The sequence below is a fragment of the Streptomyces lateritius genome, assembly GCF_014649715.1.
In the GTDB taxonomy this organism is placed as follows: Bacteria; Actinomycetota; Actinomycetes; order Streptomycetales; family Streptomycetaceae; genus Streptomyces; species Streptomyces lateritius.
In genome coordinates, this window is record NZ_BMTO01000021.1 from 37,069 (window position 1) to 57,696 (window position 20,628).

The window sequence follows — 20,628 nt, forward strand, 5'->3', positions numbered from 1 at the left end:
CAGCGAGCCCACGCCAACCTGATTTCTGCTGATCAGCGGGGCTGGCGTGCTGTCCCGGGGAAGTGCTCGTGCTGGTCTGGGTGGAGATCGGTAGCACGTGATCGCCTGTCACGGGTGTCATCTGCGGTTCTCGGGCAAGATCCTTGGCCTGTTGCGTAGGTTCCGCGGCGGGAGGGGTCTTCATCGTGGATGTGGTGACTTGGACGATCGAGCAGCGGGTGCAGCTGGCAGAACGCGCTGAGAACTGCTGCGCAAGGAGCTGGCCGAGATCGAGACGCGGGTGGCCCGGCTCGAAGCCGCCGAAGTGGCGTACGGGCAGTGGGCCGAGAGGGACCGACTGCGGGCGGCGGCCGTCGGGCATTGTGTCGCCGGAGCGGGTGGCCGGGCAGAGTCGCCAGTGCCGACCGGCGGCGGCCGTCACGTTGGTGGTCGGCGCAGCGGCACGACGTTGTCGGCGGCGGATGAATCCGTTCGCTGATTACCGTCGTGGATGAGCACGGCGCTGGCGAGGGTGAGTCTGGCTACCAGCTGGCGGAGATCTTCGATCTCGGCTTTCTGTCGGGCGACGGTCTCCTTGAGCTTGGTGACGGTTTCCCGCAGACGTCTTTCGGCCTCCGGGACCTGCCGGGTCTCGGTGCGCACTCGTTCGTAGAGTTCGTTCTTCAGGTCGGTGTGCCGTTTGAGGAGGGCCATGCGGTGTACGCCTGCTTCGACGGCGAGGGCAACTACGGTGAGGCTGCCGTTGGAGGCCGTGGCCTGTCCGGCCAGGAGACGGTCCATGGCCTGGCGAATGCGGGCGCGCTCGTCTTGGTGCTGGTCGTTCATGTGAGGGCCTCGGCTAACTGCCGCCTCGTGGCCAAGCCCTCGGGGACGCGCTGCGGTCGTACTCCGGGAACGTCGTCGCTGCGCGGCACCCGGAACACCTCGCGGCGGCGGCGCTTCTTCCTCGGGCGCGGCATCACCGGCTCCAGGCGCCGGGCAGCCGGTCGGGACGCTGCGGGAAACGGGGGCCGGGGCGCTGCGGACGGGGCCGGCCGATGCGGCGGCGCGGGCGGGGGATGAGCACGCGCAGTTCCTCCAGTCGTCGATGGGCAGCGCTGCGCCCCGCCGACGTCGTGCTGGTGTCGGCGGGGCGCAGCGGGTGGTGCGGCTGGGTTATGCGGCGAGGCCTTGGGCCGTGCGGGTGGAGTGCTCACCGGGCGCGGGCGTGCTGTGGCCCGGCCGGGGCGGGACCGGCTGCTGCTCGGGGGCGCCTGCCAGGTGGGTGCCGATCAGGTAGCCGATCAACAGCCCGCCGATGCCGAAGACCTTGTGGCGGTTGGCTTTCCACCAGGTCGGGGCCGGGGGCTCGGTGAGCACTCCTATGACGGTCGGCGCTTTCGCCAAGACGGGGTCTCCTTCTCTCGCGGGCGGGGTGGTGCGTGCGGCCGGGCGGCCTGTCCGGTCCTCGCCCGGCCCCATGCGGGGTGGGCGAGGGCCAGGCAGGGCGTCAGGTCAGTGAGCGCGGCGGGTGCTCAGTCGGCGGGTGGCCCACTGCCGCAGCCGGTCGAGGCGGGTGGGGTGGGTGTGCCGCCAGGCGCTGGGGAACACGCCGTCCTCGGTCGGGAACGAGCGCGTGGCGCCGCAGCCGCACAGCCAGAAGTACGGCTCGGGTCGGGTGTCGTCGCGCACGGCGGTGACCTTCGCCGGGGCGCCGTCGTGGCGGCCGTGGAAGGTGGCGATGCGGAACTCGGTGCCTTCAGCTGCATGGGATGTCCCTTCGTCAGTTCGGTGACCGCGCGCTCCGGCCCGGGGCGCGCGGCGGGGTGGGGTTCAGCGCTGGAGCGGGTGGACGTTGTCCGGTTCGTCGCCGTAGTCGTCACCGGCCGGGGTGGGGGCGGGCAGGGTGGCGTGCAGGTGCAGGGAGGGGCTGAACTGGGGCTGGAACTGGGGCGGGTAGTTGTGGACGATCGGCCGCAGGGTCAGGCCGCGCAGGGCGAAGATGCTGGCGAGCGCCCACATGAGGGCGGCGAGGCCGGTGGCGGCGGCGCGGCCGCCGCCCGGGGTGGCGGACCAGATCATGGCGAGGGAACCGATCCCGAACAGCAGCCAGGCGATGCGGGCTCCGGCGTTGCCGAAGAACCCGCCGACCAGGCCGACCAGCCCGGTCAGCTGCCAGAACGCGTACAGGGCGGCCGGGGCGACCGGCAGGTGCGCGGCCTGGTCGGCGAGGAACACGCGGATCGGGTGGTCGACCGTGCCCCACAGGCCGCTGCCGTCACCGGCGCCGGACGCCGGGACGTCGGACAGGCCCTTGAGCGCGGCGGAGGCGATGTCACCGGCGGCGTCCAGCATCAGCACGATGAGGCTGAGTCCGCCGAACAGGAGAGCGGCCTTGATCCAGTTGGCGATCTCGTACCAGCTGACGTGCCGGGCCTGGCCGACCTCCTCCCACCGCTCGTAGAGGAAGCCGCCCTCCTCCCAGGACCGCTTCCACGCGGCGCGCAGCCACGCGAGCCGCCCTGTGCCGTGCTGGCCGTGCAGTTCGGGGGCCGGCGGCTCGGGCGGCAACTGGTTGAGCAGGTCGAGGAAGGACGGGTTGTCCTGGCCAATGATCGGCTTGTCGTTGTGCGTCATGGCGTGGCTGCTCCCTGTGCCGGAGGGCGGGTGATGGTGGTGGGCGGGTCAGTGGATCTCGTTGCGGGTGCGGGCGAAGAACGCGCCGCGGGTGGTGCTGTTGTTGTGGATCTCGGTGTGGTGGGTGACCGGGCCCTCGTAGACGTTCTTGGTGACGGCCGCGCGGGCCTTGCTGATCGCGCCGCCGATGGCGGTGGCGGCCATGGCCAGGCCCGCGAACGGGAGGGTGACCATGAGGACCCCGGCGAGGGTGACGGAGGCCAGGCCCTGCAGGACGAGCCAGGCGCCGCAGCCGATGCCGGTGATCCCGGCGCCGACGCCGATGCTCGCGACGGCGATCCCGGCCGCCCAGGCCGGGACGATGCGGTGGTCGGGCTGCGGTACGGGCGGGGTGGTGCCGAAGGCTGGCGGCGCGGTGTCGTCGCGGTAGGAGGTGGGGTGCTGCCGGACGGGCTGGGCCGCCCACTCGTCGAGCAGGCGGCGGGCTTCGGCCGCGGCCTCGGACTCGGGCATGCCGGACTGGGTGGTGTGCAGGGGGTCCATCGGGGTTCTCCGATCACGCGGGAAAGGGGCGCGCCCTCCTGGCCGTGAGGCTGGGAGGGCGCGCGGGGGCAGTGGCCGTGCAACGGGGAAGGACGTCGCCGGAGTCGTGTCCGGCGGCGCCCTTCGGCGTTGTGCAGCAGGTGATTTGAGGCTGACGGGTGGGTAGTCACCGCACCGGCGCCCCGGGCATCCTCGATCCGGCAGACGCGGTGGAGGGAGTCGGGTGGAGTTCGTCTTCGATTGCGGATGGTGCGGCGGGGACAACTACTTCGTCGGCAAGCAGGTCGGCTTCTGGGTCGACAAGTGGGAGATCCCGTCGGAGTGGGACTGCCGCTTCTGCGACGGGCTCAACTACACGCCCGACCCGCCGTGGACCGAGGCGTAGGTCAGAAGCTGGCGAGCAGTCCGGCGAGCCCGGCAAGGCCGGTGTTGATGGCCGGGGCCAGGCCGGTGGCGGCGAGGGTGAAGCCGAACAGCGTGCAGGTCAGCGCGGGGCCGAAGCGGACGTGTCCGCCCTGGACCAGGACGACGACGATGATGGCGAGCAGCGCGGCGGCGGAGATGGACAGGGCCACGGCGGGGGTACTCCTTCGCGAACAACGGGGGCCGGCCGCCGTTCGGGCGGGCCGGCCCCTGGGTGATGGGTGGGTGGTTCAGGCGTCGGTGAGGCTCTTGATGGCCTCCAGCGCCTGGCGGGGCGAGGTGACCTTCGGTTCGGCGCTGCGGCCGCTCTTGGAGCCGCGCCCGCCTCCGCCCTTGCCGCCGCCTCCGCGCCGGCGGGGCTTGCCGTCGCCGTCGTCGTCCTCGTCGGGCTCGGGCCAGAACTCGCCGGGCCGCGGCTCGGGCTCGCTCCAGTCGAACCACAGGCCGAGCTTCTCCAGCTCGCTGATCTCGTAGTCGGTGAGCCGGTTGATCTCGCTGGGGAACAGGTCGGCCAGGTCGTCGTCGAAGTCCACGTACAGCGCCTTCATCAGGACGGCCCGCCCGTTGTCGAGGACCACGACCGCGACACCGCCGGTGGAGACACCGTTCTCGGGTTCGGCCTCTCCGGCCATGGCCCGCTCGATCGCACTGCCTTCCTTGGGGGCGTAGCGGGCGGGGATGGTCGGGACGTCGTAGGCGTTCTCCATGGTGCCCTCCGCCGCCTTGCGGGTGGCGCCGGGCGAACCCATGTTGAAGATGACCGGCCTCGAGTTCTGCCGGAGGTTGTCCTTCATCTCCGTGGAGAACCCGTTGTGCGCGAACGGGCTCTGTCCGGCCGGGTTGAAGCCGATGCCGTACTTGAGGCCCATGACGGTCAGGGCGTCGCCGTCGGCCTGGATGAACTCGCCATACTCGGGGTCCTGGCTCGCGGTCATGAACTCATCGGCGTAGACGTTGAGCTGCTTGTAGGGGCAGCGCGGGTCGCCGGGCTTGTAGTCGTGCGGCTTGCCGTCGTGCGCCCAGGGCATCTCCGCCCGGATCTGGCACAGGGCCTTGGCCGCGCGCAGCTGGCGGGCCATGTAGAGCGGGGTGATGCCCTGGCGGTCGATGTACTCACCGAGGGCGGTCGTCTTCTCGTCCTTGAAGCAGGACGACAGCCACACGATCTGTCCGGCGTTGGACTCGGCCACCATGGTGACGGCGAAGAACTGCGTCTTGCCGCCGCGGGTGACGCCGAGGACCAGGCCGTGCTTGGCGGCGTTCTTGTCGTGCTGGAACACGAAGTTGTGCACCGGCTGGCCGGTGATGCTGAACCCGCACACGTACATGCCCTTGGCGTCCGGGCTGAGCAGCTCGCGGGTGGCGGGGAACTTCGGGGACAGCGGCGGGGTGTCGAACACGCTGATCAGGAACTCGGCTCCTTCGACCAGCACGAAGACGCGGCTGTCGTCCTCGGGCAGGCCCAGGGCGCGGCAGAGCTTGGGCAGGTCGATGCGCGGGGTGTCGGTGGGGTCGGCCATCCTCGCCCGGTAGAACGTCACGCCGCGCTCGTTGTCGCGGGTGGTGTGGACCAGCTCGGAGCCGGGGGCGCCGCCCTTGGAGCTGGCGACCCGGTCCGTCCACTTCTCCTGGTCGGTCGGCTTGGTGCGACGGCGCTGGTTGGCGTCGGGGGTGATGTGAGCCTCCATCCAGCCGGGGCCGCCCTGGCGGCCGGGCTGGATGGCGACCTCCGACAGCGCGACGTCGCTGGACGGCACCGCGAACGGGGCTGCGACCGCGGCCTCGGTGAGGCCGGTGATCGGCCGTCCGGTCTCCGAGGCGCGCAGCAGGATCGTCATGTCGTGCCGCTGCCCGGGGTGCCGGGTGGCCTTGACGACGTGGGTGCGGCCGGGCATCCCGGCGTTCTCCCACAGCATCCGCACCTCGCGGGTGAGCAGGTCCGCGCCGTCGTCCGGCACCGGCGGGGCTACCGGCTCGGGGATTTCGGCGGGCGCCGGCTGCGGGGCGGGGGCGGCGAGGGCGGGACGGTGGCGACGGCGGGTGTGCCGGGAGTAGGGCAGCACCAGCAGGCCGAGTGCCGCCCATCCGGCGGCGAGGAGGCCGTCCATCCCGTACGGGCCCCAGCCGCTGGTGTTCTTGGCGGCGACGTCGATCGCGGCGGCGGCCACGAGCGGGGTCCAGCGCAGGATCTTGCGTCCGGCGCCGGGCTCGTCGCTCTTGGCGGCGAGCACCCAGCCGCCGATCCCGGCCGCGCCGGCGAGCTGCACGACCTGGTTGACGGGGCTGTCGGGGTAGAGGTTCGGGGCCACGGCCAGCACGGGCGCGGCGAGGGTGTAGGCGAGGCGTTCGAGCGTGACACTGCGCGGCGTGGCCACCGGCTTCTCCTTCGGGGCGAACGGGCACGGGCGGCCCCGCTGGTGTGCGGGGCCGCCCGTGGCGGGGTGGGGGAGTGGGGTCAGCGGTTGAAGAACCCGGGCCGGGGCGTCTTCTCGCGCCGGCCCGAGCGGATGTCGTCCAGCGCGCCGTAGAGCCGGGCGTGGGTGCGCCGGGTCTGGTGGGTGAGGTCGGCGGTCTCCTGGGCGGTGTCGGAGAGCTTCTTGACCTGCACCCCGGCGCCGCCGAGGGCGACGGCGACGTTGCTGGTCAGCTCCACGAACTTCGTGTCGAGTCCGGCGTTGTCGATGTCGCGGGCCACGTCCTCGGCCCGCTTGGCGTTCCTCCTGACGCTGCGCACGAGCTCCTCGAGGCCGAGCCCGGCGTCGTCGAGCGCGCGCCCGAGGACGTCGAGCTTGGCCTGGACGGCCTTGTAGCGGTTGTCGCCGTCGGCGACGGCGGGCGCCGCGCCGTTGGGGCGGGGTGCGGGGGCACTGCTCACAGCGGGTTTCCTCCCTGCTTTCTAGTCGTGGTGGGCGGCGGCCGACGTGTACGTCAGGCCCGCGTCTTCCTTGGCGGCCATGTCCTCGCCGTACACGCGGGCGACCATCGCGGCCGCGAGCTTGGCGGCCTCCAAGGCCAGCCCGCACTCGGTCGCGCACCGTTCGGCCTGCTGCTTCATGCGGGCCGCGGAGTCGGCCAGGTCCGAGATCAGCTCGGTGACCTGGGTGCTGACGTTGTGGTCGCCGACCAGGTCGGTGGCCATGTCCCGCAGGGCGTCGGCGACCTTGTCCAGGGCCTCCGCGAGGGCTTCGGCCCGCTCCTGGTCGGAGGCGGCCTGGATGGCGATGTTCGCCATCCCCATCAGGTACTCGTCGAACGTGATGTCGGTCCGGTGCTGGGCGGCCAGGCCGCCGTTGCCGGACGGCCTGCTGACCTGCGAGCTGCTCACGCTGCTCCCTTCCGTGCTGGTCGGCCGGCTGGTGCCGGGCCGTACGGTGTGCGGCTCCGGCGCGGGCGGCAGGCCCCGCACGCCGGTCGTGACGGCCGCGGGTCCGTCGGGGACGATGTCGGCGTCGACGATGTCGTCCTCGCCGCTCTTGGTGCCGGTGCGCGGCGGGCGGGTGGGACGGTCGGGCCACTCCACCGTCGGGGTCGACTCCTCCGCGCCGAACGGGCTGTCCGCCGGGCGGCCGGAGCGACCAGCGCGTCCCGTACGACCGCGTCCCGCCCGGCCGGTTCGACCGGTGCGGCGGGTACGCCCGCGACGTCCGGCCCGGCCCGTGCTGGCGGCGCGCCGGCGCCGGAACCGGCGGCGCTTCTTCGCGCCGTCAGACGCCCCGTCACCGGCCTTGGAGTCCTTGCCCGGCTCGTCGCCCGCCTTGCCGTCCTTCGCGGCGCTGGAGGCCCCGTCAGGGCCGTCCTTGGCGGTCTTGGAGTCCTTGCCGTCGGCGCCCTTCGCCTTGGAGTCCTCCGAGTCCTTGCCCTTGGAGTCCTTCTCCTTGGTCAGGCTGACCTTCTCCGCGCCGGCCTTGCCGTCCTTCGCGTCGGCGGCGGCCTTCGCGTCGGCGCGGCGCTTGTCCCAGCGGCGCTGCGCTTCCTCGCCGACGGCCCGGCCCAGCGTGGTGCGGCCCGGGTCGGCCGACGCCGCGGCTTCCCGCTTCGCCTTCCGCGCCTCCGCCCTCGCTGCCTTCTTCGCGCGTCGGTCCTCCCACGCCTGCTGCCGCTGCGCTCGGGCCTGATCGCGGTCCTTGGACCGGTCCGCGACATCGGCGGCGTGCCCGGCGCCGCGCCGTTCCTGCCGCCCGGCCTGCCGGGCCCCGGCGCGCTCCTGGCGGCCGCGGGCCCGCTCGGCACGGGGGCTGGACGCCGGACCGCCGCTGTCGGCCTTGGAGTTGCCGTTCCGGCCGGAGCCGCCAGAGCCCGTCTGAGAGCCTTTCGAGCCCCCGGACGACCCGTTGTGCCCGGAACCGGCTGCACGGCCGCCAGAGCCCCGCTCGGAGCCCTTCGCGCCGCCCTTGCCGCCTCCGCCGCTCCCGGTCGAGCCGGACCCCGAACGGCCGCCAGGGCCGCCGGAGTTGGAGCCGCGTGACGGCCCGGTCCGGCTCGGCCCGGCGCCGGAGTTGGTGCGGGAGGCCCCGCTGCCGCCTCCGCCGCGCGAGGAGCCGCCCCCGCCGCCGGCCTTCGAGCGGCCCTTGTCCGCCCCCATCCCGGAGCCGGACGCCGCGCCGGACGCCTTCGTGCGGTCGGCGTCGGCTTTTCCACGCGCCGCCGCCTTGTCGCCCTTCGCTTTCATCATCGCGGCGTGGAGCTTTCCGTTCTGCTCCATCATCGCGACTTCCTGCGCGGTGCGACCCTCCAGCAGCGCCGCCTTCCGCGCAATTTCAGCCTCGCGGAAAGGCGTCTCGCTTTCGTGATTAGCCCGCGCCATTTCCAGCCGGAGTTCCAGCCAGTCACCGAGGCGGTCGGCGAGAGAGCGACGCTGCTCGTATTCGCCTTCCTCGTATTCGCCTTCGGATTCCTCGGTTACCGGCGGGGCGATTCCTTCGGAACGCATCGCCAGTACGGGGTCCGGGGCCGCCGGAACTGCGGGAAGTTCCATGGTGGTCTCCTCCGGGCTTTCCGGGGGAGCCTCCGGGACTTCTTCCGGCGGCGGAATGGTGTCGATGAAATCCGGAATCGGCGGCAGCTCATAGGTGGAATCACCGCTCCACGGACCGTGGACCAGGGTCCCGCCGCCGGTCTCGTCGGACTCGTCGGACACGGGGCACCTCCCTCCTGGGGACTTGACAGACAGTGGGGTCTCGTGTGCACGCGCGTGCACGTGCACGTGTGCACGCTTTACGCGCGCGAGGCCCCGCCGGAGCCCGGCGGGGCCTTCGTGGGTGACGCTCAGTGACGCGGGCCGTGCTGCTTCAGGACGGTGTCCGCGTACTGCATGAGGTGGTCGAACAGCCGCGGGTCGCCCGCCTGCCGCTTCTCCAGCACCAGCTTGAAGAGGCGGCAGACCAGCGTGAATGCGGTGAGGACATCGTCACGACCGGATTTGACTTCCCTGGTGATTTCAGTCCGGGTGACGCGGAGCCAGAATTCCATCCGGCCGGTCTCGCCGCGACTTTCGATCGCCTTGCGCTCTTCTTCCTGCAGCCAGCCGTTCCGCCCTTGAATGGAGCGTTCGATGCTGCTGAGGGGGCGCGTCACGCCGACTCCCTCTTACCGAGGTCGTAAATCGACGTGGGACCACTGTAGCCGGAATTCTGCTGCTGCGCACCCTGCTGCGGCGGGTTGGGCGCGGCCTGGAGGACCGGCGGGTTCTTCTTACGGTGCTTTTCCAGCTCCTTTTCCTTCCTTTCCTTGGCCGTATTCACCACGGCCTCGTCGTGGGCCCGGCGCTTGTAGGCGCTCTTTTCCAGACCCTCGGTGAGGTTCTTCAGGTTCTTGAGGACGTTTCCGAGGGCCCTTTCGACGGGCATCGCGCGCAGCCTGGCGTGGTACCAGCGGTCGCCCTCCACGTGGGTGTCGCGCAGGTGCACCTGGGTCTCGATCGAGAGGGTCTCCAGGTTCTTGCCGATGTCCAGCAGGACCCGCTGGACGTCGGCCAGGTACCGGGCGGTTGCCTCCGGGCTCTGCGCGACGTCGCGCAGGGGGGAGTAGTTCGGGTCGTTGTTGCTGTTCACGGCGGGGATTCCCTCCTGGGGTGTACTGGTGGGGCTGTGACTGCTTCCGGCAGTCGCAGCGAGGGCCAGCCCGATTCGCGCGGGCTGGCCCTCACTGGTGTGTGCCGGACGGTGGATCAGGGGCGGTAGCCGCCGGCGAGCAGCTCGGCCGCCTCCTGGCGGTACTCCGAGGCCGTGCCGGGCGAGGTGACCGCCAGCTCGTGCTGGATTTCGGAGAGCGGCAGCCGGTCGGCGTCGCCACCGGCGGCGAGGATCATCCGGGCGACCTTGCGGACCGCCCGCTCGCGCGGCTTGAGCTTCGCGGCGTCCTCAGCTTCGACAGCGCGCCGCTCGATTTCGGCGGCGGCCCGCCGCGTTTCGGCAGCGGCCCGCTCGGCTTCGGCAGCCTCCTTCTGGGAGCGCGCGATGTCGGCGAGAGCGGCCGCCTGGCGGCGGTCCTCCTCCGCCTTCTTGCGGTCGGCTTCGGCAGCGGCCCGCCGCGTTTCGGCAGCAGCCCTCTCCGTTTCGGCAGCACGCCGGTCCGCTTCGGCAGCGGCCTCGCGGGCCTCGGCGATGGCCTGGGTCTCGATGGCCTGCGCCTCCGCCGCGGCGACCCGGTCGGCCTCCGCAGCTTCCTTCCGCTTCTGCGCCGCCCGGCGCTCCAGCTCGGCCGCCTCCAGGTCGGCGGCAGCCTTCACCTTGCGCGCCTCGGCGATCCGGGCGGTCTCGATCGCGCCGGCCTCCGCCGCCGCGACCTTGTCTGCCTCCGCCGCCGCCCTGCGCTGCTCGGCGGCCTTCCGCTCGAGCTCGGCCTTCGCCAGGTCGGCGGCCGCCGCCGCCTTGCGCTCCTCGGCCTCCGCTCGCTCCGCCTCGGCCTCACGGGCGCGGGCTTCGGCGACCACAGCGTTGTCGAGGGCCTGCAGCTCCAGCTCAGCGGCCCGCTCTGCGGCGCTGACCTGGGCTCGGGCGTGCGCTCGGGCCTGCCCGGTCTGGCCGTCGACCTCCGCCTGGACCAGCTCCACCTTCCCCTTGGCCCGCAGCCGCTCGGCTGCGGACTCCGCCTTGGCGACCTCGCTGCGGGTCTCCGCGTCCAGGCGGCGGCGCTCCGCCTCCTCCTCACGCTCGGCGGCTGCCTGTTCCTGCTCGTCGGGCATGGCCAGGGCCTGGGCGACGGTGTAGCCGTACGGGGCCATCTTCATCGGCAGCAGCTCGTCCTCGGTGGCCTGGGAGATGTCGCCCTCGTACTTGCGCTTGAGCCACTGTTCGTAGGCGATGAGGTCCTGATCGCGGCGGATCATCTCCGGGTAGGAGGTGACGCCCCACAGCCGCATCCGGCGAAAGATCCGGGCCGTCGCCACGGGGGCGAGCACCCACCGCAGCCATGGGATCGAGTCGCGTTCGGCCTGGTCAGGACGGACAACGCGGTCGATCGCGTCGCGGCCGAGCTCCACCACCATGATGAACAGGACCGGCACGACGCCGTGGGCGCCGGCCGCGACGTAGTCCATCAGCGCCCACGCCCGGTCCCGGGGAGCGCCGGACGCGGCGTTGAGGACGACCGTGACGGCCGTCAGCAGCCACACCGGGTAGCGGATCCAGCTGATGGGGCGCTTGAGCCAGGCCATCAGCAGGTCGACGGCGATCATGACCATGATGCCGACGTCGACGCCCACCGCGAACATCTGGCCCTTGCCCAGCGAGCCGAAGCGGAGCCGCTCGAAGGCGAAGATCGCGACGTGCTCGAAGGACAGGTACAGGCCGATGCCCGCGAGGACGAGCGCGGCGATCACGATCGCCCCGGCCGCCCACTTCTGAGTGCCGGTCAACTTCCCCGGGGAGGGCTTCGTTCCGGTTCCGCTTTCCGTCTCCGAAACGAACTCCGCCGTCTCCGAAACGACGTCGGTCGTCCGCGAAACCGGCGTGGGCGTTCCCGAAACGGCGGCCGGTGAAGCCGTCTCGGGGTCGGGTTCAGCCGCGGTTCGCGGCCAGTCGGTGATCGTCATGAGGGCCTCCGAAGGGGGTCGTTCAGGGTGTGCGCGAAACGGCGGGGGCTGCTCCCGAAACGCGGTGAGGCGTTCCCGAAACGGCCCGGGGTGGGGATGGTTGCTTGCGAACTGGACACCGGCTCTACCCGCTCCGCACCCACGAAAGGGCCGGCGGCCCGGGGGGCGGGCGGCCGTACTCGCGAAGCAGCGCGGGGCGGGCTCGAAACTGGGATCAGCTCCCGCCGGGCGGACGCGAAGTCAGCGTCAGCGCTCGGGGAACTGCGCGCCGTGCCGCCGAAGGTCGGCGGTGGTGATGCCGAAGTGGCGGCACCGGTCGATCAGCGGCTGGAGCCTGGTGCCCTCGGCGAGCGCCTCGGGCGAGCCGACGCCGTACAACCTCTGCATGGCGAACAGCTCGTTGAGCGCGGTCGCGGTGCGGGCGGCGTGCCGCACGAAGCGGCCCTCGCCCACCCACTCCTCCGCGATGACGTGGAGGGTGGTGCGCCAGCTGCCGTCGTAGTCGTCGGGGTCGATCGGCGGGATGTCGCTGCCGAAGATCGCGAACGCGGCGGCCGGGGCGGCGGCTTCCGTGCCGGGCTGGAGCGGGGTCATCGTCGTGGCCATAAGGGCCTCCCTCGACTGTTCGGTCCGGGCTGTCCAGCTCCCCCTCACCGCTCGTCCCGGCCGCCGTGGTGCGCGGCGGCCGGGACGAGCGGATCAGGCAACCGGCAGTCCGTCACTGCGGGCCGGTGGTGACCTCGTCGCGGGTGGGGAAGTTGTGGCGGCCGTCGTCCATGCGGACCGTCAGGTGGCCTCCGGTGTGCACCTCCTCCACGGTCCCCTGCTCCCCGGCGCGGTGCCGGGTGCCCAGGGCCTCGATGTCCGCGGTGAGGGTGATGCGGTCTCCGCGCATGTCTGTCCTGCCTTCCAGGAATCGGTCCGGGCTGTCCGGCTCCCCGTCACCGCCCGTCCCGGCCGCCGTGGTCGACGGTCGGTGCGGGCGGATCAGGCAGCCTGCAGACCGGATCAGGAGGCGTTGCGAGCCCGCTGGCGGGCGGCGCGGCGCTTCATGGCCCGGCGCTCGTCCTCGCTCAGACCGCCCCAGACGCCGCCGTCCTCGCCGTGCTCCAGCGCCCACCGGAGGCAGGTCTCCATCACGGGGCAGCGACGGCAGACGGCCTTGGCCTCCTCGATCTGCAGCAGCGCCGGGCCGGTGTTGCCGATCGGGAAGAACAGGTCGGGGTCCTCCTCGCGGCACGCGCTGCGGTCCCGCCAGTTCGTGTTGACCGGCATGTCAGCGGAGGGGGCGTAGCTGGTGCGTACGACGGAGCGGTTCATCGGATCTCCTTCGTGGATGTCCCACCGTCAGGTGGGGGAGAAAAGGGGGCGCTCCTGCAGAGCCGGGCTGGGAAAACCAGTCGCTTTGCGGGCGGAACGGTGCTGTCAGTGGCGACCGGTACGTTGATCACGTGTATCTGCGGTACTCGTTCCGGATCGAGCCGACGCCAAGGCAGCGCATCGCGCTGGCCCGCACCTTTGGCTGCGCCCGGGTGGTCTACAACGACGCGCTGGCCTTACGAAAGGCCGCATGGAAGGCGGACCGGTCCAAGATCTCCGCAGGCGAACTTGCCCGGAGGGTGATCACGGAGGGCAAGCGGACCCCGCAACGGGCGTGGCTTGCGGAGGTGTCTGTGGATGCGCTCCAGTCCTCGCTCCGGGACCTGGATGCTGCGTATAAGAACTTCTTCGACTCGCTGTCAGGAAAACGGCGCGGCAGGCCGATGGGCCTGCCGACCTTTAAGAAGCGGTCCGATAGCCGGCAGGCAGTCCGCTTCTCGAAGAATGGGTTCCGCCTCCGGAACAACGGACGGTTAAACCTCGCCAAGATCGGCGATGTGCGTGTGCGGTGGTCTCGGCCCCTGCCTTCGGCCCCGTCCAGTGTGACGGTGATCATGGACGCGTCGGGCCGATATTTCGCTGTCTTCATCGTCCAAGCCGAGCCGACCTCTCTGGAGCCAGTGGACACCGAGGTCGGCATCGACCTTGGGCTGTCCACCTACGCGGTGCTCTCCAACGGCAAAACGATCGACAATCCCCGCTTCCTGCGACGTGCCGAGCGGAAGCTACGCAAGGCCCAGCAGAACCTCAGCCGGAAGGCGAAGGGTTCAGCGAACCGCGCCAAGGCGCGTACAAGACTGGCCAGGGCTCACGCCCGGGTCGCCGACGCACGCAAGGACTGGTGCCACCAGACCGCTTCGAGGCTGCTCCGCGAGAACCAAGCGGTGTACCTCGAAGACCTGGCGGTTTCCGGCCTCGCGCGCACCCGCCTCGCGAAGTCCGTCCACGACGCCGCGTGGGGGCTGTTCCGCCGCGTGCTGGAGGAGAAGGCTGCAAGGCATGGTCGACACGTTGGTGCTGTCTCGCGGTGGCTTCCCTCCTCCCAGACCTGTTCGGTGTGCTGGGTAGTGGACGGCAAAAAGCCCCTCCGCGTCCGGACCTGGACATGCGGTGGGTGCGAGACTGTGCACGACCGCGACCTCAATGCGTCGCGTGTAATCCTCGCCGCCGGGCAGGCGGAGAGGCTAAACGCCCCCGGAGGGCCGGTAAGCCCCGGCGTGGAGATCCCACACCAGGCGCGGCCCGTTGAACGGGGAACCCACCCGAAGCCGGCGCCAGGCACAACTGGCAGGCAGGCGGGATCCCTTCCCTAAGAGGAAGGGAGGATGTCAACAGGGCCTCCCAGAAGGGTCCGGCGGACCGATCCGTACAGGACACGGTCCTTGGGCGGCAGGGCGGCCAGAACGGGGGAAGCTCCCGGCTCTCCGCCGGCCCCGGCCGGGAAGGGCGCGGGGACGACGGGCAGGGCCGGGGTCAGCGCTGCTGCTTCTGTCGTGCGGTGTAGGCGTCCTGGAGTCGGGCGAAGCGCTCGTGGATCGGCGCTCCGGTCTCGCACGGCTGCTCGGCCTGGCAGGCCGCGCAGGCACCGAGGTGGGTGGTGGAGTCCTCGAACGACTTCATGTAGCGGACGTACAGGTCGTCGGTCGGGCGGGCGGTCATCGGCCGCTGCCCTGCGAGGAGCGCTTGTTGACCTCGGCAAGCTTCCGGCTCAGCTCCTCGGGGTCGTCGGCCATCAGGGGGCGGACCAGCTGGTAGAAGGTGTCGGTCTCGTCCCGCTCCGGGCCGCGGGCGTTGTCCTCGTCTTCCATGTCGCTGTAGAGGCCGGCCGACGGAGCGGCGGGAAGGGGACGTGTCATCATGCTGAGCATCAGGTCCTCCGAGTCAGGTCCTGGACAGCCCCGGGGGCGCAATCCCCGGGGCTGTCGCCGTTTTGGCGGGTCGTACGACCGGCCACGACCAGCGGCCACCCCCTTGGTGCAGTAGGGGGTGGCCGCTGATCGTGGGCGTCCGTCCAGGGCCGTCTGTTCAGGCGGCGGCGTACTCGGGGCGGCATCCCGAGCGGACCGTCCTGCGCAGGCGGTCGGCGTGGGGGAGAAGGATGTCGACCAGGCGCTCGCGGACGCGGGCGGTGATGGGCGGGTCGGCGGCGAGGATGTCGCGGGACGCGTCGACCCGGGCCGCGATCTCCGCGCCGTACGTGAGGGCGAGCTCGTGGCGGCGGTCGGGCGGGACGGTCAGGACCGCGGCCGCGTACCGGCGCATCTCCCGGGCGCTGCCCGCGGGCTCGTACATCTCCAGCGGCGTGCCCCAAGCAATGTCGAGGTCGGCGTCGAGGTCGGCAAGCTCGGTGGGCAGCGGGACGTCGAGCTCGTCCAGGAGTGCCAGGGTCTCCGCGTCGAAGACCTCGCCGTGCTGGACAGATCCGGCGGTCAGCCGGACGGTCAGGGCCAGGGTGTTCTGCATGAGGTCCTCCAGGTCAGGGTGATCGGGCGGGGCGGGAACGACCACGGCCCCGGTCACCCCGTGATCAGGGCGGCCGGGGCCGTGGCGGGTCGTACGAGGGTGGGTCAGCAGGCGGGCCGCTGGACGGTCAGGTGCTGCTGCGGCACGCTCCGTGCCTCCGCCGGGGCGTCACCGGCTGGCACCGCCCGGCGGGCCTCGTCGGCGTCGGCCACGCGGGGGAGCACGGCGGCCCAGTCGGCTACGCGTCCGGCCGGCGTGCGCTCCTCCCGGGCCCGCAAGGTGCGGTCGGTCTGCGGGCTGAACGCCTTGGGCAGCACCGTGGTGGCCTGGCGGCTGGACGCTTCCTTATCGGCGTCGGTCAGGGCCCGCTGCCACTCGGGGATCGTCAGGTCGAAATCGACGAGACGGTTGCTGCTCCGGCAGCGGATCGCGGCGGCGGCGCTGGCCTTGCCGGTGTGGTGCGGGACGAGCTTCTGGACCTTGCCCTGCATGCCGGTGATCGGCACCCAGGTCTCGCAGTCCGTGCAGATCAGGACCGCCTTGAGCGGCTTGCGGAGGTCGATGTGCGAGGGCAGGAGCTTGGAGAGCTGGATGGCGGGGAGGGGGCTGACCTGCTTCGTGCGGGTCCGGCGGGGGCGCTTCTTGGCGGTGGGCATCGCGGCGGTGATGGACATGGGGGAACTCCTCATTTGCGAAGGGGGGAGGGGAGTGCGTCGCGGTGCTCTCTCCGCCCCTCAGGTCGCACGGGTGGTCCCGGCGTCCTGACGGACGGACAGCGCATAGCGCTGCGACGTGCAGTGGAGGTCGAGAACCGGGGGATTTGGTGGCGCCATCACCCCGGCCCCCTCTTGCGAGGTGGACGACCTACCGCATTGGTGCAACAAGCACGTGAAGATCTTGCCGACCCGTTTACTTAGTCGGCATACCTAACTTAACTGATACAGTGAGTGGTGTGTCAAGTGGTTCGTTGATGAAGCTATCCAAGCTAGCTATGTCGAGGGGGTCGACCTACCATGTCGGTCATGAGCACCGAGGCCACACAGCCCTACCAGCGGATCGTCCAGGACTACCGCGAAAAGATCCGGCTGGGGCGACTCACCGCTGGCGCAAAGTTGCCGAGCACTCGAGAGCTGGCCGACGAATACGGTGTCGCGCCGGGCACGGTGCAGCGCGCTCTGACCGAGCTGCGCAACGGGGGTCTGATCTACTCCCATCAGGGTCGCGGCTCCTTCGTCAGCGATTCCTCGGGCAGCGACGACCAGGACCCAACTACGCTCGCCATCAAGGCGCTTGAATCGCAGGTCGCCGAGCTCCGTGCACGTCTGGACAAGCTCGAGCAGGGGGGCGATGGATGACATCGACTCCCTCGTATCGCTTCGCATGTCCATCCCCCTCAGTGGCTCTCGGCTTCGCTACGACAGTTGTAGGCCCGTCTGAGGGGTGCGTTCTAGATCTGACATGTGTCCAGCGCCTGGACACAACGAATGGAGACATGGAGGGGGATCAGCGTGGGGCAGAAGCCGAACGTCTTAACTCCAGAGGCATCGCCCCTAGACCGCTTCGGCTACACGGTGCGGGAACTCCGGGAGAGGAGCGGTCACACCCTCCGCAGCCTCTCGGAAGCGATGTTCTCCTCGTACTCCAAGCTCTGGAAATGGGAGAACGGAAGGCGAGCCCCGAAGCACCGCTCCGAGGTCGAAGAGCTCGATCGCCTGCTGAATGGCCGCGGGTTACTGGTCGAGCTGTGGGAGCGCATCGGCACCGGTGATCCCCCCCAGGGGCATGTGTCCGTTTCGGGGCTCCATGTGTCCGAATCACTGACGGACCTGGTCAGCGCAGCCTCCGGGCAGGCAGGCTCGACCGATGACGACACGGACACGGTCGTCGTCCCCTGCCGCGTCCACGGAAGGATCCTGTTCGTGCCCGTGCCCCGCCGCGTCGTCCTTGCCTCCGGTCTCGCCGGCCTCGCCGCGACCGCGCTTCCGGCTCCAACGGCCACAGCCAGCGCCATGTCCGCCGATATGGCCTCTCCTATCGACCACTTCGCGCAGCTCCGCCGGGTGATGATCCAGACCGACAACCTGATCGGCCCCCGGCATGTCCTGCCGGCGCTCCAGCAGCATCTCGCTCGGCTCGCCGCCCGCCGTCGTGCTGCCCGCGGTGCTGACGCTGCAGAGCTCCTCGCGCTGGAAACCCGCTACGAGGAGCTGGCCGGCTGGCTCGCCCAGGACGTCGGCGATGAGCGCACTGCCCAGGGCCACACCGCGAAGGCCCTGGACGCTTCTCACATCACGGGCGACACCGACCTCACCGCGTACATCCTCGGGCGAAAGGCCCAGCTGGCTGGCGACACCGGCCATCCTTCTGACGCCCTCGGGCTCGCGGCCGCCGCCCGCCGCACCGCGCGGCCCGGAAGCCGTCTCGAGGTCATCGCTGTCATGCACCAGGCCCACGCGCACGCGGTCCTCGGCGACGGCACCGAAGCCCTGAACACGTACGACACCGCACTGACGCTGCTCGGCCGCGCGGAATCCGGCGGCGTCTGGGGCTCATGGCTCGACGAGGCATACATCAACACCGCCCGCGCCCGCTCCCTCGCCGCGCTCGGTAAGTACGAACAGGCCGCCGTCGGCTTCGACACCGCCATCGCCGCGCTCCCGCCCACCTACCGGCGCGACCGCGGCGTCTACCTCGCCCGCGCCGCCCGCGCCCACGCCGGAACCGGCAACGTGCCCCTCGCCGCCCAAATTGGACTTCAGGCCGTCGGCATCGCCGCCGAGACCGGGTCCGCTCGGATCATCGGGCAGCTCGACCGTCTCGACCAGACGCTCGCCCTCGCCGCCCGGGAGCCTGGTGTCGCCGAGTTCCGCGCTGCGCTCGACCAAATCGTCCTGCACCCCGCCTGACCCCCGCCCACCCAACTCATGGAGTTCTCCGTGTCTCGCCCGTACGTCCTGCTGTCCGCCGCTGTCTCTCTCGATGGCTACCTCGACACACGCCCGGGCGAAGACCGGCTCCTGCTCTCCAACGCCGCCGATTTCGACCGCGTCGACTCCGTACGCGCGAGCGTCGACGCGATCCTCGTCGGCTCTGGCACGCTCCGCGCCGACAATCCCCGCCTCCTGGTCAACTCGGAGGAACGTCGGGCGGCCCGGATCGCGGCCGGCCAGCCGGAGTACCCCCTGAAGGTGACCATCACCGGAACCGGCGACCTCGACCCCGACTGGAAGTTCTGGCACCACGGTGGCGAGAAGCTCGTCCTGGCCGTCGGCGACAAGGCCGCGGAGAAGGCCCGTGCCAATCTCGGCGACCTCGCCACCATCCAGGACGTCCCCACCGAGGCCACCTGGCCGACCGCCCTCGACATACTCGGTGACGTGTACAACGTCCAGCGGCTCATGGTCGAGGGCGGCGGCACAATCCACACCCAGCTCCTCGAAGAAGCGCTCGCCGACGAGCTCCAACTCGTCATCGCTCCGCTTCTCGTCGGCCAGCCCGACGCCGTCCGCATGATCGGCCCCGCCACCTACCTCGGCGGCCCCACCGCGCGCCTCCGTCTCTTGGAAACCCGCCAGATCGGCGACGTAGTACTCCTGCGCTACGCCCCCAAGGACGTCTCCACGGAGCCCCGATGAGCACAGCCTCCACATCCGGCAGCGCAAACACCCCCGGTGCTGGCCGCAAATCCAACACTGCGGACCGAGCCTGGCTCGCGCTCGCCTGCGAGCTCGCCGCCCTCTGCCCGCCCTCGACGACTGCGTTCTCCGTGGGCGCGGTCATCGTTGCCGCTGACGGAACCGAGCTGGCCCGTGGCTACTCCCGCGAGGACAATCCGCTCGACCACGCCGAGGAAGCCGCGCTCGCTAAGCTCCCGGCTGGAGATCCCCGGCTCGGCAGCGCCACCATCTACAGCTCCCTCGAGCCCTGCGCCAAGCGGGCTTCCCGGCCACTCCCTTGCGCGCAGCTCATCCGAAACGCCGGGATCAGCCGCGTCGTCACCGCTTGGCGCGAGCCAGACACCTTCGTGCTCGGCGCTGACGGAACCGAGCTCCTCCAGGACGCCGGCGTCACGGTCGTAGAACTCCCCGAGCTCGCGGACGCTGCGCAGACGCCGAACCGCCACCTCGTCGGCGGGGATCGGTAGTGCAACGCGTATACGTGATCAGCGAGAAAGGCGTCGATCGCAGCGCCCTTCTGGTGTCAGCGTCACCCCGAATAGCATCGCAGCGTGTGTCTTTCAGGCACCCACCGATCTTGAGAGGCTGCGCTATGTCCGACCCGGACCGCTTGAAGCGGGTCGACGCCCTGCTGGACGACCTTCTGCCTCCGCCGCGCGTCCGCGCGAAGCTGCGTATCGCTGCGGGCCTCACGCAGCAGGAGGTCGCTGAGGCCGTGGGCGTGAAGCGCCTTGCCGTGGCCCGTTGGGAGCTCGGGGAGACTCACCCCCGCCGTCCGCACCGAGCGGTATACCTGCACCTGCTCAACCGGCTCGCGGAGCGGTATCCCGAGGCTGCGGTTCCGGATGAGGGCATGCCGACGCCGACCTCCGAGGGGGGATCGGGATGACCTAGTGGCCATCGGCCGCGCGCGCTAAGAAGCGGACTAACCTCCCGCTGGCCTCGCGCGGCCCGTCTGCCGACCGGATTAACCACCCGCGTCGGCCGCTCAAGTCCCGGTTCCCGCCGGTCCTGAGCTGCGGCTTATCAGGCCGCTTGTTCCACCGGCCCCTTATCAGGGCCACTTGCACCACCGGCCACTAACCACGGCCACCACAGCCAGATCAGTACCGACTCGCTTCACCGCGTGGCCCCCACCACAGGGGCTTCGCACTTCACGAGAACCGGGAGGGGAGGAGAAATCTCCCCCCACCCGATCGGTGTCCGCCCTCTTCTCACGAAGGGGGCGGGCCCACACATCCGCACACCTGGCTCGTCCAGCCCCGAGGGGCTCCGGTCGGTCCAGCTATATGGAAGGTAGGTCGTTCTCATAGTGCACGAGAGTGGTGTCCCCTGTCAGCTTGACCTTGTCCGTTTCATGCCGGTTCAGGCGTGGCGGGTGTCCCCTGTGACGGGATCGGCGTACGGTTCCTCCCCCTTCGCACGGTTCGTACCGGAAGTTGGATTTCCGGTACGAAGCTACAAGCGCGGTGCTTTCGGAGCGGTCTCGCCGAG

The 20,628-nt window shown here is 70.9% G+C and carries 24 protein-coding genes and 1 pseudogene; 6 read left to right on the top strand and 19 right to left on the bottom strand.

The window, feature by feature from the left end; translation table 11 throughout:
• Positions 1–417: 417 nt before the first annotated feature.
• The 5 genes from IE136_RS31995 to IE136_RS32015 form a co-directional block, all read right to left on the bottom strand.
• Complete coding sequence (locus IE136_RS31995) at positions 418–825, bottom strand: hypothetical protein (RefSeq protein WP_189602059.1); 408 nt, start codon at positions 823–825, stop codon at positions 418–420.
• A 330-nt stretch (positions 826–1,155) separates the two neighbouring features.
• Complete coding sequence (locus tag IE136_RS32000) at positions 1,156–1,386, bottom strand: hypothetical protein (RefSeq protein WP_189602060.1); 231 nt, start codon at positions 1,384–1,386, stop codon at positions 1,156–1,158.
• 108 nt (positions 1,387–1,494) lie between these two features.
• Positions 1,495–1,671 carry a hypothetical protein gene (locus IE136_RS32005; RefSeq protein ID WP_229819374.1) on the bottom strand — a complete coding sequence of 59 codons (177 nt, stop codon included), beginning with the start codon at positions 1,669–1,671 and terminating at the stop codon, positions 1,495–1,497.
• Between the two features lie 141 nt (positions 1,672–1,812).
• Entirely contained in the window at positions 1,813–2,616 is an 804-nt protein-coding gene (locus IE136_RS32010; RefSeq protein ID WP_189602061.1) for a hypothetical protein, read from the bottom strand.
• Positions 2,617–2,664: 48 nt separating this feature from the next.
• Positions 2,665–3,159 (bottom strand): hypothetical protein, encoded by a 495-nt coding sequence (locus IE136_RS32015; protein WP_189602062.1) that lies wholly within the window; start codon positions 3,157–3,159, stop codon positions 2,665–2,667.
• Between the two features lie 223 nt (positions 3,160–3,382).
• Between IE136_RS32015 and IE136_RS32020 the strand changes: the two genes are divergently transcribed.
• Complete coding sequence (locus tag IE136_RS32020; protein WP_168725275.1) at positions 3,383–3,544, top strand: hypothetical protein; 162 nt, start codon at positions 3,383–3,385, stop codon at positions 3,542–3,544.
• 1 nt (position 3,545) lies between these two features.
• Here IE136_RS32020 and IE136_RS32025 read toward each other — a convergent pair whose 3' ends face one another.
• From IE136_RS32025 to IE136_RS32070, 10 genes are all read right to left on the bottom strand, one after another.
• Positions 3,546–3,734 (bottom strand): hypothetical protein, encoded by a 189-nt coding sequence (locus tag IE136_RS32025; protein ID WP_189602063.1) that lies wholly within the window; start codon positions 3,732–3,734, stop codon positions 3,546–3,548.
• Between the two features lie 78 nt (positions 3,735–3,812).
• A complete protein-coding gene (locus IE136_RS32030) occupies positions 3,813–5,957 on the bottom strand; it encodes a chromosome segregation protein ParM (RefSeq protein WP_189602064.1) in 2,145 nt (714 codons plus the stop codon).
• A gap of 80 nt (positions 5,958–6,037) precedes the next feature.
• Positions 6,038–6,457: a conjugal transfer protein TraB gene (locus IE136_RS32035; protein WP_189602065.1), complete on the bottom strand. Its 420-nt coding sequence runs from the start codon at positions 6,455–6,457 to the stop codon at positions 6,038–6,040.
• A 21-nt stretch (positions 6,458–6,478) separates the two neighbouring features.
• Positions 6,479–8,719 (bottom strand): ATP/GTP-binding protein, encoded by a 2,241-nt coding sequence (locus IE136_RS32040; RefSeq protein WP_229819391.1) that lies wholly within the window; start codon positions 8,717–8,719, stop codon positions 6,479–6,481.
• 128 nt (positions 8,720–8,847) lie between these two features.
• Positions 8,848–9,156, bottom strand: coding sequence for a hypothetical protein (locus IE136_RS32045; protein ID WP_189602066.1), 309 nt, complete (start codon positions 9,154–9,156; stop codon positions 8,848–8,850).
• The gene (locus IE136_RS32050) at positions 9,153–9,632 is read right to left on the bottom strand and encodes a hypothetical protein (RefSeq protein WP_189602067.1); all 480 of its coding nucleotides are present in this window, start codon (positions 9,630–9,632) and stop codon (positions 9,153–9,155) included. The genes IE136_RS32045 and IE136_RS32050 overlap by 4 nt, the downstream gene beginning before the upstream one ends.
• Before the next feature lie 116 nt (positions 9,633–9,748).
• Positions 9,749–11,614 carry a DUF2637 domain-containing protein gene (locus tag IE136_RS32055; RefSeq protein ID WP_189602068.1) on the bottom strand — a complete coding sequence of 622 codons (1,866 nt, stop codon included), beginning with the start codon at positions 11,612–11,614 and terminating at the stop codon, positions 9,749–9,751.
• Positions 11,615–11,860: 246 nt separating this feature from the next.
• The gene (locus tag IE136_RS32060; RefSeq protein WP_229819378.1) at positions 11,861–12,220 is read right to left on the bottom strand and encodes a hypothetical protein; all 360 of its coding nucleotides are present in this window, start codon (positions 12,218–12,220) and stop codon (positions 11,861–11,863) included.
• A 112-nt stretch (positions 12,221–12,332) separates the two neighbouring features.
• Complete coding sequence (locus IE136_RS32065) at positions 12,333–12,509, bottom strand: hypothetical protein (protein ID WP_189602069.1); 177 nt, start codon at positions 12,507–12,509, stop codon at positions 12,333–12,335.
• A gap of 113 nt (positions 12,510–12,622) precedes the next feature.
• Positions 12,623–12,889, bottom strand: coding sequence for a WhiB family transcriptional regulator (locus IE136_RS32070; RefSeq protein ID WP_189602158.1), 267 nt, complete (start codon positions 12,887–12,889; stop codon positions 12,623–12,625).
• A 176-nt stretch (positions 12,890–13,065) separates the two neighbouring features.
• On the opposite strand from IE136_RS32070, the gene IE136_RS32075 reads away from it, so the two are divergent.
• Entirely contained in the window at positions 13,066–14,307 is a 1,242-nt protein-coding gene (locus tag IE136_RS32075) for an RNA-guided endonuclease InsQ/TnpB family protein (protein WP_189602070.1), read from the top strand.
• Positions 14,308–14,467: 160 nt separating this feature from the next.
• Here the strand turns inward: IE136_RS32075 and IE136_RS32080 are convergent, their stop codons facing one another.
• From IE136_RS32080 to IE136_RS32095, 4 genes are all read right to left on the bottom strand, one after another.
• A complete protein-coding gene (locus IE136_RS32080) occupies positions 14,468–14,653 on the bottom strand; it encodes a hypothetical protein (RefSeq protein ID WP_189602071.1) in 186 nt (61 codons plus the stop codon).
• Complete coding sequence (locus IE136_RS32085) at positions 14,650–14,853, bottom strand: hypothetical protein (protein WP_189602072.1); 204 nt, start codon at positions 14,851–14,853, stop codon at positions 14,650–14,652. Before IE136_RS32085 ends, IE136_RS32080 begins: the two co-directional genes overlap by 4 nt.
• Before the next feature lie 166 nt (positions 14,854–15,019).
• On the bottom strand, positions 15,020–15,457 hold the full coding sequence (locus IE136_RS32090; RefSeq protein WP_229819380.1) for a hypothetical protein: 438 nt from the start codon (positions 15,455–15,457) through the stop codon (positions 15,020–15,022).
• Positions 15,458–15,561: 104 nt separating this feature from the next.
• Positions 15,562–16,131, bottom strand: a complete 570-nt coding sequence (locus IE136_RS32095) for a hypothetical protein (RefSeq protein WP_189602073.1) — start codon at positions 16,129–16,131, stop codon at positions 15,562–15,564.
• 348 nt (positions 16,132–16,479) lie between these two features.
• Here IE136_RS32095 and IE136_RS32100 point away from each other — a divergent pair, with 348 nt between their 5' ends.
• From IE136_RS32100 to IE136_RS32115, 4 genes and pseudogenes are all read left to right on the top strand, one after another.
• The gene (locus tag IE136_RS32100) at positions 16,480–16,812 is read left to right on the top strand and encodes a GntR family transcriptional regulator (protein ID WP_189602074.1); all 333 of its coding nucleotides are present in this window, start codon (positions 16,480–16,482) and stop codon (positions 16,810–16,812) included.
• Between the two features lie 153 nt (positions 16,813–16,965).
• On the top strand, positions 16,966–18,363 hold the full coding sequence (locus tag IE136_RS32105) for a helix-turn-helix domain-containing protein (RefSeq protein WP_189602075.1): 1,398 nt from the start codon (positions 16,966–16,968) through the stop codon (positions 18,361–18,363).
• 30 nt (positions 18,364–18,393) lie between these two features.
• Positions 18,394–19,601 (top strand): annotated as a pseudogene (locus IE136_RS32110) (dihydrofolate reductase family protein).
• Positions 19,602–19,726: 125 nt separating this feature from the next.
• Positions 19,727–20,023 carry a helix-turn-helix domain-containing protein gene (locus tag IE136_RS32115; protein ID WP_189602076.1) on the top strand — a complete coding sequence of 99 codons (297 nt, stop codon included), beginning with the start codon at positions 19,727–19,729 and terminating at the stop codon, positions 20,021–20,023.
• Positions 20,024–20,628: the final 605 nt, after the last annotated feature.